General features: G+C 68.1%; 12 protein-coding genes. 8 read left to right on the forward strand and 4 right to left on the reverse strand.

The window, feature by feature from the left end; genetic code table 11:
• Positions 1-70: 70 nt before the first annotated feature.
• Positions 71-574, reverse strand: a complete 504-nt coding sequence (locus VQ065_RS17250; RefSeq protein ID WP_003089400.1) for a hypothetical protein — start codon at positions 572-574, stop codon at positions 71-73.
• Between VQ065_RS17250 and VQ065_RS17255 the strand changes: the two genes are divergently transcribed.
• Positions 486-812 carry a hypothetical protein gene (locus VQ065_RS17255; RefSeq protein WP_162471440.1) on the forward strand — a complete coding sequence of 109 codons (327 nt, stop codon included), beginning with the start codon at positions 486-488 and terminating at the stop codon, positions 810-812. The genes VQ065_RS17250 and VQ065_RS17255 overlap by 89 nt on opposite strands.
• A 60-nt stretch (positions 813-872) precedes the next feature.
• Here VQ065_RS17255 and VQ065_RS17260 read toward each other — a convergent pair whose 3' ends face one another.
• Together VQ065_RS17260 and VQ065_RS17265 are read right to left on the reverse strand one after the other, a co-directional pair.
• Complete coding sequence (locus VQ065_RS17260) at positions 873-2,126, reverse strand: MFS transporter (protein WP_014603827.1); 1,254 nt, start codon at positions 2,124-2,126, stop codon at positions 873-875.
• Positions 2,126-3,301, reverse strand: a complete 1,176-nt coding sequence (locus VQ065_RS17265) for a serine hydrolase domain-containing protein (RefSeq protein WP_014603828.1) — start codon at positions 3,299-3,301, stop codon at positions 2,126-2,128. The genes VQ065_RS17260 and VQ065_RS17265 overlap by 1 nt, the downstream gene beginning before the upstream one ends.
• Positions 3,302-3,418: 117 nt before the next feature.
• Between VQ065_RS17265 and VQ065_RS17270 the strand changes: the two genes are divergently transcribed.
• From VQ065_RS17270 to VQ065_RS17280, 3 genes are all read left to right on the forward strand, one after another.
• The gene (locus tag VQ065_RS17270; protein ID WP_003089404.1) at positions 3,419-4,312 is read left to right on the forward strand and encodes a LysR family transcriptional regulator; all 894 of its coding nucleotides are present in this window, start codon (positions 3,419-3,421) and stop codon (positions 4,310-4,312) included.
• A 103-nt stretch (positions 4,313-4,415) separates the two neighbouring features.
• Positions 4,416-5,714, forward strand: a complete 1,299-nt coding sequence (locus tag VQ065_RS17275) for an NAD(P)/FAD-dependent oxidoreductase (RefSeq protein ID WP_003089406.1) — start codon at positions 4,416-4,418, stop codon at positions 5,712-5,714.
• Positions 5,715-5,746: 32 nt separating this feature from the next.
• On the forward strand, positions 5,747-6,112 hold the full coding sequence (locus tag VQ065_RS17280) for a cupin domain-containing protein (RefSeq protein ID WP_003089408.1): 366 nt from the start codon (positions 5,747-5,749) through the stop codon (positions 6,110-6,112).
• Positions 6,113-6,727: 615 nt separating this feature from the next.
• Here the strand turns inward: VQ065_RS17280 and gntR are convergent.
• A complete protein-coding gene (gene gntR, locus VQ065_RS17285) occupies positions 6,728-7,759 on the reverse strand; it encodes a LacI family DNA-binding transcriptional regulator GntR (protein WP_003111384.1) in 1,032 nt (343 codons plus the stop codon).
• Between the two features lie 194 nt (positions 7,760-7,953).
• Here gntR and VQ065_RS17290 point away from each other — a divergent pair, with 194 nt between their 5' ends.
• The 4 genes from VQ065_RS17290 (at position 7,954) to VQ065_RS17305 (ending at position 11,882) form a co-directional block, all read left to right on the forward strand.
• On the forward strand, positions 7,954-8,475 hold the full coding sequence (locus VQ065_RS17290; RefSeq protein WP_003089412.1) for a gluconokinase, GntK/IdnK-type: 522 nt from the start codon (positions 7,954-7,956) through the stop codon (positions 8,473-8,475).
• 96 nt (positions 8,476-8,571) lie between these two features.
• Positions 8,572-9,924 (forward strand): GntP family permease, encoded by a 1,353-nt coding sequence (locus tag VQ065_RS17295; protein WP_003089414.1) that lies wholly within the window; start codon positions 8,572-8,574, stop codon positions 9,922-9,924.
• A 25-nt stretch (positions 9,925-9,949) separates the two neighbouring features.
• On the forward strand, positions 9,950-10,093 hold the full coding sequence (locus VQ065_RS17300) for a hypothetical protein (RefSeq protein WP_003089416.1): 144 nt from the start codon (positions 9,950-9,952) through the stop codon (positions 10,091-10,093).
• A 163-nt stretch (positions 10,094-10,256) separates the two neighbouring features.
• On the forward strand, positions 10,257-11,882 hold the full coding sequence (locus VQ065_RS17305) for an NADP-dependent glyceraldehyde-3-phosphate dehydrogenase (protein WP_003089420.1): 1,626 nt from the start codon (positions 10,257-10,259) through the stop codon (positions 11,880-11,882).
• Positions 11,883-12,072: the final 190 nt, after the last annotated feature.

Below are 12,072 nucleotides of genomic sequence, written 5' to 3' on the forward strand. Positions count from 1 at the left end.
GCCTTGCTGCCATGGACGAAGAAAGGCCCGCCCGGTCATCCCGGGCGGGCCTTTTCCATCCGGCGACGGATCAGCAGGTGCAGCACATCATCGGCATGCCGTTGCAACTCATCATCATCGGCATGCCGCACTCCATCATCTTCGCCATCAGCATGCAGCAATTCTTGAACATCTCCATGTCCATGCCCTGCATCGGCATCATCCTGCAATGCAGGGCGTCGCCCTGCATGGAGCACTCCATCATGCACTTCATCGGAGCCATGCCCATCATCGGCATGCCCATCCCCATGCCCATCGTCGGCATCATCGCCATGCAGGCCTGGGACATGCCCATCATCGCCAGGTTGCCGCACTGCATCATCATGGGCATGCCGCAGTTCATCATCATCGCCATCATCTCGGCGCTGTTGCGGAACTGGCCCATGTCCATGCCCATCGCCGGCATCATCTTGCACAGCATGCCGTCGTCCATCGTTTCGCACTGCATGCTCGCCATCATCATCGGCATGCCCATCATGGGCATCATCGGCATGGCGGCATTCATGTTCATCGGCATCTGCATGGCATTCATCATGGCGGTAACTCCTGTAGGCGAAGCGGGGGTAAGTGCGACTGGGGCCGATTCTAGGCAGCGCCGGCGCACCGGCAAGATGCCGGTGCAACAGCCGCGCCGGGCGCTGCATGGCGGCTACCGGCGAGGCAGCGAAGGCGTTCGGCGCAATGACAGCGGATTCCGCTGCATGACGGAGGAGAGCATCGTCGCGACAGGTATTTCGACGCGATGGATATTCGAATCGGGCCTATCCAAATAACCCAAGTGAATAAACGTTCTAAGACCCGTCGCGTTTTTTGCCTCGCCCGGCGCCGCCCCTCTATTCCGCCGCTTTCCGGCGTTCGGACGATGCCCTGGGGAAACCGCGCGGGCCGACGCGGAACGCGTGCGCGGCATTGCCCCAGGCCAGCGCCGCGGCCAGGCCGATCAGCGGCAGCAGGGTCCAGGGCAGCATCTCGCTGCCCCAGCGCTGCAACACCATGCCGCCCAACGCTCCGCCGCCGGCGATGGCCAGGTTCCAGGCCACCACGATCATCGACTGGGCCAGGTCGGCGCCCTCCCCGGCGGCGTCCGCCGAGGCGGTCTGCAGCAGCGTCGCCGCGCCACCGAACGTCAGTCCCCAGAGGGCCAGGCCGGCGAACGCCAGCCAGCTCCAGCGAGCGCCCAGGCACAGCGCCAGCGCCGCCACGGCGAACAGCGCCAGGCTGGCCAGGACCATCCGCCGCAGGTGCCGGTCGACCAGCGCGCCGACCAGCCAGATTCCCGCCACCGCGGCGCTGCCGAATACCAGCAGGGCCAGGTCCACCGAGGCGCCCAGGCCGACCTTGGCGAGGAACGGCGCGATATAGGTGTAGAGGATGTTGTGCGCCAGCACCCAGGCGACGATCACCAGCAATACCGGACGCACGCCCGGCGTGCGCAGCACCCCGAGCAGGCGCAGGCGCCGCCCGGCCGGCTGGCCAGGGAAGTCCGGCACGCTGTGCAGCACCCAGCCGACCAGCAACAGCGCGATCAGCGACAACAGGCCGAAGGCCCAGCGCCAGCCGAGCAGGCCGCCCAGCCAGGTGCCCAGCGGAACGCCGAGCGACAACGCCAGCGGCGCACCGAGCATGGCCACCGCCAGCGCCCGCCCTTGCTGCTCCGGCGGCACCAGGCGCCGCGCGTAGCCGGCCAGCAGGCCCCAGGCGAGGCCGGCGGCGACGCCGCTGCCGAAGCGCGCCAGCAGGATCAGGCGGTAATCCGAGGAAACGGCGGTGAAGCTGTTGCAGACGAAGAAGATCAGCAGCGCCAGCAGCAGCACCCGGCGCCGCCGCCAGCCCTGGGTCAGGCTCGCCGCCGGCAACGCGGCCAGTAGCGAACCCAGGGCATAGACGCTGACCAACTGCCCGGCCAGCGCCTCGCTGACCGCCAGCCCCGCGCCGATTTGCGGCAGCAGGCCGGCCGGCAGGGTTTCGCTGAGAATGGCGACGAAGCCGGACATCGCCATCGCCAGCAACGCGCTCAGCGGCAGCCGCGGCGCCACGGCCGACGCAGCGGCCCCGGCGTTCTCCGGAAATGCTTCGCGGCGTCCCATCAGCGCAGCTCCGCGGAACGGTAGACGGCGTCGCGCAGGTCGTTGACGAAGCGTCCCGACATGCCCTCGAACAGGGTGTTGGTGAGCGCCACCACCGACAGTTCGCGGGCCCGGTCGACGAACCAGGAATGCCCGTAGGCGCCTCCCCAGCGCCAGGTGCCGGGAGACTCCGGCGATTGCGCGATGGCCGGGTCACGCAGCACGGAGAAGCCCAGACCGAAGCCGAAACCGGGATTGGCCGGCAGTTCCAGGCCGGGTACCTGGTCGCGGCCCATTTCCTCCACCAGGCCAGGCGTCAGCAACGGCGCGCCGCCCTGGCGAAGGACCTCCAGAAGGCGCAGCACGTCGCCGGCGCTGCCGATCATCCCCGCCCCGCCAGACGCATAGGCAGACGGCTCGAAGGCCCGACGCGGCTCGAAGCGAATGCCGACGCAGTCCTCGAACGGCGTGACGGTCTCCCGCTCGGCCATCCGCCGCGGGCGTGGCCGGTCGCTGACGTAGACCGCCGCCAGGCGTTGCGCGTCGGCGCAGAGGAAGCCGCTGTCGCGCATGCCGGCTGGAATCCCGACCCGCTGCCGCAGCGCTTCCGCCAGCGGCCGCCCGTCGACCCGCGCCACCAGCGCGCCGAGCACGTCGGTGGCCAGCGAATAGCCCCAGGCGCGGCCGGGCTCGTAGAGCAAGGGCACGGAGGCCAGGCGACGGAGATTCTCGGCCAGGTCGAAGCCCGGCAGGTCCATGCCGTCGGAAATCCCGGCGCGGGCATAGGGGCCGTCTGCGTCGGCTTCGAGGAAGCGATAACCGAGGCCGGCGCTGTGGCTCAGCAACTGCCGCGGCGTGATGCGCGCCTCGCGGCCGTCGGCCAGGCGCGGACGGAACGCCGGCAACCAGTCGGCGATCGGCTCATCGAGGGCCAGCCGGCCCTCGTCCACCAGGCTCAGGGCGGCGACGCTGACGATCGGCTTGCTCACCGAGGCCAGGCGGAACAGGCTGTCCTCGCCCATTGTCCGGCCGGCCTCGCGGTCGGCCAGGCCGGCAGCCCGTCGATAGAGCCACTGCCCCCGGTGCGCCACCAGTACCACCGCTCCCACCAGGCGCTGGTCGGCGAATGCCGCCTCGATCGCCTGATCGACATGTTCCGCCAGGCTGCGCCCTGGCCCTCGTTCGAAACCTGACATGCAGGACTCTCCGCGGACGATGAAGGATGCGGACAGGCTAAGAGCGCTGCAAAAGCGGAAAAAGACGGATAGAGTTCCGCTCTATCCGGACCTTGATGTCCGTAATCGGAGCCTTGCATGGACAGCCTCAGCGGTTTCACCGTCTTCGTCCGCGTCGCCGAGACCCGCAGCATCGTCGGCGCCGCCCGGACCCTCGGGGTCAGCGCCTCGGCGGTGGGCAAGCGGGTCGCCCGCCTGGAAGAGAAGCTCGGCGTGCGCCTGTTCCACCGCAGCACCCGCAGCATCACCCTGACCGCCGAAGGCAGCCTGTTCCTCGAGCGCAGCCGGCGCATCCTGGCCGAGATCGAAGCCACCGAGCTGGAGCTGTCGCAAAGCCGCGAGACCCCGCGCGGGCGCCTGCGGGTCAGCCTGCCGCTGGTCAGCGGGCTGGTCCTGCCGGCGCTCGCCGATTTCATGCAGGCCTATCCGGACATCGAGCTAGACCTCGACTTCAGCGATCGCGTGGTGGATGTCGTCGACGAAGGCTTCGACGTGGTCCTGCGCACCGGCCAGCCGGTGGATTCGCGGCTGTCCATGCGCGAACTGGGCGAGTTCCAGTTGAAGCTGGTCGGCTCGCCGACCTACTTCGCCCGCCACGGCACGCCACGCTGCCCGGAAGACCTGCTGCGGCACACCTGCCTGCACTACCGCTTCTCCAACACCGGCCGCCTCGAGGAATGGCCGCTGCGCCGCGCGGACGGCGAAGCCCCGCCGCAGATCCCGGTGTCAATGGTCTGCAACAACATCGAGACCCGCGTCTGCTTCGCCCTGCGCGACCAGGGCATCGCCTGCCTGCCGGACTTCTCGATCCGCGAGGCGCTACGCGAAGGGCGCCTGGTCAGCGTCCTCGACACCTTCTGCGAGCGCCGCGCGCGATTCTTCCTGCTCTGGCCGTCCGGCCGCCAGGTCTCGCCCAAGCTGCGCGCCTTCATCGACTTCGTCGCGCCACGGGTGATCGCCACGCTGGGCTGAAGCGCGCCTGGCAGGGCCGGTCAAGCCGGCGGCAGACAGGAGCAAGACCGCGGCGGCCACGGAGCGTCTAATAGGTACATCCACCCCTTGCCAGGCCGCATCCATGATCAACATCGAGACGCCGACCTACTACACGGCGACCAAGAAGTACGAGCTGTCCTTCCCCTCCCTGGAAACCGACCTGGACGCCGACGTGGTGGTGATCGGCGGCGGCTTCTCCGGGATCAACACCGCGCTTGAGCTGGCCGAGCACGGCATCACCGACATCGTCGTGCTGGAGGCCCGCCACCTCGGCTTCGGCGGTACCGGGCGCAACGGCGGGCAGATCATGGCCGGCATCGGCCACGACCTGGAGAAGATCCGCAAGGACGTCGGCGAGGACGGCCTGCGGGCGATCTTCGAGATCAGCGACCTCGGCGCCGACATCATCAAGGGCCGTATCGAGAAGTACGCCATCGACGCCGACTTCTGCCACGGCTACGGCTACATGGGCTTCAACGCACGCCAGGCGAAGACCCTGCAGGCCTGGGAAAAGGAATTCCGGTCGCTCGGCTCGCCCCATGAGATCCGTTACCTGCACGGTGCCGAGGTGCGCCAGATCATCGGCTCGGACGCCTACGGCAGCGCCCTGCTGCACATGGGCGGCGGCCATGTGCACTCGCTCAACCTGCTGCTCGGCGAAGCCAAGGCGCTGGCCGGCCTCGGCGCACGGATATTCGAATACAGCCCGGCGCTGGAGGTGCAATACGGCGAGCGCATCCGCGTGCGCACGGCCAAGGGCTCGGTCACCGCGAACAAGCTGCTCTGGGCCTGCGACAGCTTCCTCAACCGGCTCGAACCCGAGCTGCACCGCACCACCATCAATACCTACGCGTTCCAGATGATGACCGAGCCGCTGCCGGACGAACTGATCCAGCGGATCAGCCCGATCCGCGGCGCCTACAGCGACATCCGCCCGGTCATCGACTACTACCGGGTGACCAACGAGAACCGCCTGCTGTTCGGCGCCGCCACACCCTTCGTCGAACGCATCCCCGGCGACCTCAAGGCCTGGAACCGCAAGCTGATGCTGAAGATCTTCCCCTACCTGGAGCACGTCCGCATCGACCTCGCCTGGGGTGGGCCGATGGCTTGCAGCGCCAACCTGTTCCCGCAGATCGGCAGCCTCTCGGGGCGGCCCAACGCGTTCTTCGTCCAGGGTTATTCCGGGTTCGGCGTGACCCCCAGCCACATCGTCTGCAAGGTCCTCGCCGAAGGCATGAGCGAAGGCTCGGCGCGCTACGACCTGCTCAGCTCGGTGCGCCGCATCCCGATCCACGGCAAGGACCACTTCCGCCCGCTGCTGCTCAGCGCGGGCAAGACCTGGCACCAGCTCTCCGGCTACTGGAACGGCCGGCGCTGAAACCTACCGATCACTCTACAAGGAGCATTCCCATGGCCATTACCGTTATCCGCCACGGCATCACCCTCGACGAACTGGACGCCTGGGGCAGCGTCGCCGACCTCGGCTCGGAGATCCTCGAAGGCGAGGTGAAAGCCTTCGGCAAGATGACCGCCGGAGCCCCCACCGACCCGGTCAGCGCCGCCTACTTCGGCACCACCGCCGGCAAGTTTCGCATGACCTATCCGTTCAGCGAACAGGCCACGGTGGTCAGCGGCGAGGTCCGCCTCACCGACGAGTCCACCGGCCAGAGCACGCTCTACAAGGCCGGCGACAGCTGGTTCGTCAGCAAGGGCACCCCGGTGCTCTGGGAGGTTGCCGACGGCGGCTTCGTCAAGCATTACTACGCGGTGGCTTGAGACACCGGCGTAACGGCGAGCCATTACGCCCGGAGGCGCTGCCAGCCCTCGACACGCCCCCGTAGGGCGAATAACCGCTCGCGGTTATCCGCCGTGAAATCCGGCGTAACGGCGAATAGCGCCTGCGGCGCTATTCGCCCTACTCGGCAAGCCGTTCCGCCCGGAGGCGCTGCCCAACCCTCGACATGTCCCCGTAGGGCGAATAACCGCTCGCGGTTATCCGCCGTGAAGCCCGGCGTAACCGCGGATAGCGCCTGCGGCGCTATTCGCCCTACCCGGCAAGCCGTTCCGCCCGGAGGCGCTGCCCAGCCCTCGACATGTCCCGTAGGGCGAATAACCGCTCGCGGTTATCCGCCGTGAAATCCGGCGTAACGGCGGATAGCGCCTGCGGCGCTATTCGCCCTACCCGGCAAGCCGTTACGCCCGGCGACGCTGCCCAACCCTCGACATGTCCCCGTAGGGCGAATAACCGCTCGCGGTTATCCGCCGTGAAACCCGGCGTAACGGCGGATAGCGCCCGCGGCGCTATTCGCCCTACCCGGCAAGCCGTTCCGTCCGGCGGCGCTGCCCAACCCTCGACATGTCCCTGAACGGCCGCACCGTCGGGCCGCGGGTTCAGGTGCTCTCCCGCGCCATCAGCTCGAACCCCATGTCCAGCGCGCTATCGCGCACCTCCTTGCCGGCGATCAGCGCCAGCAACTGCTCCGCCGCGCGCCGGCCGATGGCTTCGCGCGGGGTGCGGATGCTGCTCAGGCGCGGGACCGTGCAGTCCGAACCCGGCAGGTCGTTGAAACCGAGCACGGCGATCTGTTCCGGCACCTTGACCCCACGGCGCAGGGCCTCCAACAGCGCGCCCTGGGCCAGGTCGTCGTTGCAGAAGAACACCCCGTCGACCTGCGGCTGGCTGGCCAGCAACTGCACGAAGAGTTCGCCGCCGAGGGCCACCGAGGACGGCCGCGGCGTAAGGATTTCCAGCCCCGGGTCGTAGCAGCCGGCTTTTTGCAAGGCGCGGCGGAACCCCTCGCCGCGCAGCAGGGTGCGCTGGTCGAGCTGGGCGCCGATGTAGGCCAGGCGCCTGCGGCCGCGTGCCAGCAGGTGCTCGGCAGCGGCCTCGCCGGCGCGCAACTGGGAGAAGCCGACGCAATTGAGCCCGGCGCCGGAGTCCAGGTCCATCATGTACACGCAGGGAATGCCGCTGGCCTCGATCATCCGCCGGGCGCTCTCGGTGCGCTCGAAGCCGGTCAGCAGCAGGCCGCGCGGCTGGTAGGCCAGGTAGTTGCGGATCAGGTCCTCTTCCTCGTTGCGCGAGTAGTGGAAGTTGCCGATCAGCACCTCCAGGCCCTGTGGCCGCAGTACCGCGTGGATCGCCTCGAGGGTCTCGATGAACAGCAGGTTGGCCAGCGACGGCACCAGCACCGCCACGCTGTGGCTTTGCGCCGAGGCCAGCGCGCGCGCCGCGGGGTTGGCCACGTAGCCGAGTTCGCGGGCGGCGTCGCGGACCTTCTGCGCCAGTTCTTCGGCGACGCTGGCGACGCCGCGCAGCGCGCGCGACGCGGTGATCGGGCTGACCCCGGCGCGGCGCGCGACTTCGTTGAGGGTGGGACGTCCGGTGGTTCGCGTGTTCTTGTCGTTCTTGGTGATGCTCATCGTGGCCTGCTTGCCAAACAAAATTCCAGGCACTAAGGTAGCGCTGTCTCGCGACCTGGGCAATCGCCTGAGGCGGCCTGTCCGCCACTGCCCGCGCGGGATTCGACAGACCACAACGACAAGAAGGCGGAGCCAGGCTCGCGCGATTTTTTCCAGGTCGCAAAGACAGCGCTGTCTCACGCTTGAGGTGTTCCATGCATCCACCCCTCCAAGCCCTGGTCATCATGGGTGTCGCCGGTTGCGGCAAGTCCAGCGTCAGCCAGGCCCTCTGCCAGCGCAGCGGCGCCCACGGCATCGAAGGCGACAGCTTCCATCCCGCCGCCAACATCCGCAAGATGAGCGCCGGCATCCCCCTCACCGACGACGACCGCGCCGGCTGGCTGGACACCCTCGCCGAGCAGCTGCGCCAGGCGGTGGCCGCCGACAAGCTGCCGGTACTGACCTGTTCCGCCCTCAAGCGCGCCTACCGCGACCGGTTGCGCCGCGCGGTGCCCGGCCTCGGCATCGTCTACCTGGAACTGACCCCGGCGGTCGCCGCCGAGCGCGTCGCCCAGCGCCCCGGCCACTTCATGCCGGCGACCCTGATCGACAGCCAGTTCGCCGCCCTCGAGCCGCCGCTCGACGAACCCCTGACCCTGCGCCTGGACGCCACCCTGCCGGTGGAATGCCTGGCGCAGGCCGCCCACGCCTGGTGGCTGGAGCACGCCGCCGCCTGAAGTCTTTCGCTTGTCCGACAAAGATAGCGCTACCCCGAAAAAGCGCTTCAATGAAACAGCAACTCCGGTAGAACAACGACAAAAGGAGAGCCCTCCATGTTCGGCATGTCACACGATGCCTACCTGCTCCTCGACGCCCTGGTGACCATCATCGGCCTGATCGTGCTGATCACCCGCTTCAAGGTGCATCCCTTCATCGCCCTGATCATCGCCGCCGGCTTCCTCGGCCTGACCTCGGGGATGCCGGTGGAGAAGATCGTCAAATCCTTCCAGGACGGCTTCGGCGGCGTGCTCGGCTTCGTCGGCGTGATCCTCGCCCTGGGCACCATGCTCGGCAAGCTGATGGCCGATTCCGGCGGCGCCGACCAGATCGCCCGCACCCTGATCCGCGCCTTCGGCAAGGAGCGGGTGCACTGGTCGATGATGCTCGCCGCGTTCCTGGTGGGCATCCCGCTGTTCTTCGAGATCGGCTTCATCCTGCTGATCCCGCTGGTGTTCATCGTCGCCCGGCGCAGCGGCGTGTCCCTGATCAAGATCGGCATCCCGTTGCTCGCCGGCCTTTCCGCGGTGCACGGTCTGGTGCCGCCGCATCCCGGCCCGCTGCTGGCGATCGGCGTGTTCGGCGCCGACATCGGCAAGACCATCCTCTACGGCCTGATCGTCGCCCTGCCCACCGCCGCCATCGCCGGCCCGCTGTTCGGCGCGCTGGTCTCGCGCTACATACCCGGCACGCCATCGGCGGAACTGGTCGAGCAGATCGCCCACAAGCCCGAGACCCAGGACCTGCCCAGCTTCGGCGTGACCCTGGCGACCGTGCTGCTGCCGGTGTTCCTGATGCTGCTGAAGACCTTCGCCGACGTCGCCTTCCCCGATGGCCACGCGTTCCGCGCCTGGATGGACATGATCGGCCATCCGATCAGCGCCCTGCTCCTGGCCCTGCTGGTGGCGCTCTATACCTTCGGCTACGCCCGTGGCTTCGACTCGAAGAAGATCCTCAGGCTGCTCGACCAGAGCCTGGCACCGACCGCCGCCATCGTGATGATCATCGGCGCCGGCGGCGGCTTCAAGCAGATGCTGGTGGCCAGCGGGGTCGGCGACGTCATCGGCCATCTCGCGGTGAACGCGCAGATCTCGCCGATCCTGCTGGCCTGGCTGGTGGCCGCGGTGATCCGCATCGCCACCGGCTCGGCCACCGTCGCCACCATCACCGGGGCCGGCATCGTGGTGCCGGTGATCGACCTGATTCCCGGCGTCAACCGCGAGTTGCTGGTGCTCGCCACCGGCGCCGGCTCGCTGATCCTCTCCCATGTCAACGACGCCGGGTTCTGGCTGGTCAAGCAGTACTTCAACATGAGCGTCAGCGAGACCTTCAAGACCTGGACCGCGATGGAGACCATCCTCTCCGTGGTCGGCCTGGTCTTCATCCTGTTGCTGTCGCTGGTGCTCTGAGCACCAGCCCGACCGGAGTTCAGCCATGACCGAACCAATGCAACGCCCCGACCACGAAGCCTCGCGCTGGCCGCGCGACTTCGATATCCGCCAGCGCTATGCCGAGCAGCAGGAACTGCTTGAGCCACCGCCGGCGCGGCCCCGCGAAGAGCCTACCGCCGACGCCTGAAGCCAGCCGGCGCCATGCCTTTGCTCCCGCCCCCCACGAAGCGGGAGCAAAGGCTGATTTCCGGCAAGGGCGCGACGGTTTTCCTGCTGAAACGATTTACCTTCGATCCGGACCGCGCTACAACAGTCCCACGCCTTTCATCCACGTCATTCGAGGACCCGCCATGACCGCCCCGCTCCACCTCGATTCGCTGTTTCCCAGCCTCGACGCCATTCCCGAGCAGTACCGCCCCGACGCCCCCATCGAGCAGCGCGACTACCTGGTCGACGGCCAACTGCGACATTGGGACGGCCCGCTGGCGCCGGTACGCAGCCCGGTATTCCTCGCCGAGGCCGACGGCGAGCGCCAGGTGATCCTCGGCAGTACCCCGCTGCTCGACGCCGACGCCGCGCTCGCCGCCCTCGACGCCGCGGTGCGGGCCTACGACCACGGCCAGGGCCTGTGGCCGAACCTGCGGGTGGCCGAGCGCATCCAGCACGTCGAACGCTTCCTGGCGCGGATGCGCGAGCAACGCGAGGCGGTGGTCAAGCTGCTGATGTGGGAAATCGGCAAGAACCTCAAGGACTCCGAGAAAGAGTTCGACCGCACCTGCGACTACATCGTCGATACCATCGAAGCGCTGAAGGAACTCGACCGCCGCTCCAGCCGTTTCGAACTGGAACAGGGCACCCTCGGCCAGATCCGCCGGGTGCCGCTGGGCGTGGCGCTGTGCATGGGGCCGTACAACTACCCGCTGAACGAAACCTTCACCACCCTGATCCCGGCGCTGATCATGGGCAACACCGTGGTGTTCAAGCCGGCCAAGTTCGGCGTGCTGCTGATCCGCCCGCTGCTGGAAGCCTTCCGCGACAGCTTCCCGCCGGGAGTGATCAACGTCATCTACGGACGCGGCCGGGAAACCGTGTCGGCGCTGATGGCCAGCGGCAAGGTCGACGTGTTCGCCTTCATCGGCACCCATTCCGGCGCCAGCGACCTGAAGAAGCTGCACCCCCGCCCGCACCGCCTGCGCGCCGCCCTCGGCCTGGACGCGAAGAACCCGGGCATCGTCCTGCCGCAGGTCGACCTGGACAACGCGGTGAACGAGGCGGTCACCGGCGCGCTGTCCTTCAACGGCCAGCGCTGCACCGCGCTGAAGATCCTGTTCGTCCACGAAAGCGTGCTGCAACCGTTCCTCGACAAGTTCAGCGCGCGCCTGGCCAGCCTCAAGCCGGGCATGCCCTGGGAACCGGGAGTGGCGCTGACGCCGCTGCCGGAGCCGGGCAAGGTCGACTACCTCGAAGGCCTGCTGAACGACGCCCTGGCCAAGGGCGCACGAGTGGTCAATGCGGGCGGCGGCGAGCATCGGCAAAGTTTCTTCTACCCCGCTCTGCTGAGTCCGGTGAGCCCGGACATGCGCCTCTACCACGAGGAGCAGTTCGGTCCGCTGGTGCCGGTGGTGCCCTATCGCGAGCTGGACGAGGTGATCGACTACGTCCTGCGCTCCGACTACGGCCAGCAGTTGAGCCTGTTCGGCAACGACCCGGCGCAGATCGGCCGGCTGGTCGACGCCTTCGCCAACCAGGTCGGCCGGATCAACGTCAACGCCCAGTGCCAGCGCGGCCCGGACAGCTACCCGTTCAACGGCCGGAAGAATTCGGCGGAAGGCACCCTGTCGGTCCATGACGCGCTGCGGGTGTTCTCCATCCGCACCCTGGTGGCGACCCGCGACACCGAGGCGAACAAGACCCTGGTCAGCGAGATCATCCGCAACCGCGCGTCGAACTTCCTCACCACCGACTACATCTTCTGAAGCGCCTGTCCCTCTCCCGCCGGGAGAGGGACCTGCCGCCACCTCCCCCACTGTCCGCCAGGCAGCAGCCGCGCAACAGGCTGCCGCCCCGGCAACACCTCCTGCTCGCGCGAACCCGCGCAACCAGTGGCCTGCGCGGGTCGGCACAGGCTGTGCAACAGCCCGGACTCCAGGGTAGCCGTCGACCGGA

Source organism: Pseudomonas sp. KBN10P06128, from assembly GCF_037574945.1.
Classification (GTDB): domain Bacteria; phylum Pseudomonadota; class Gammaproteobacteria; order Pseudomonadales; family Pseudomonadaceae; genus Pseudomonas; species Pseudomonas aeruginosa.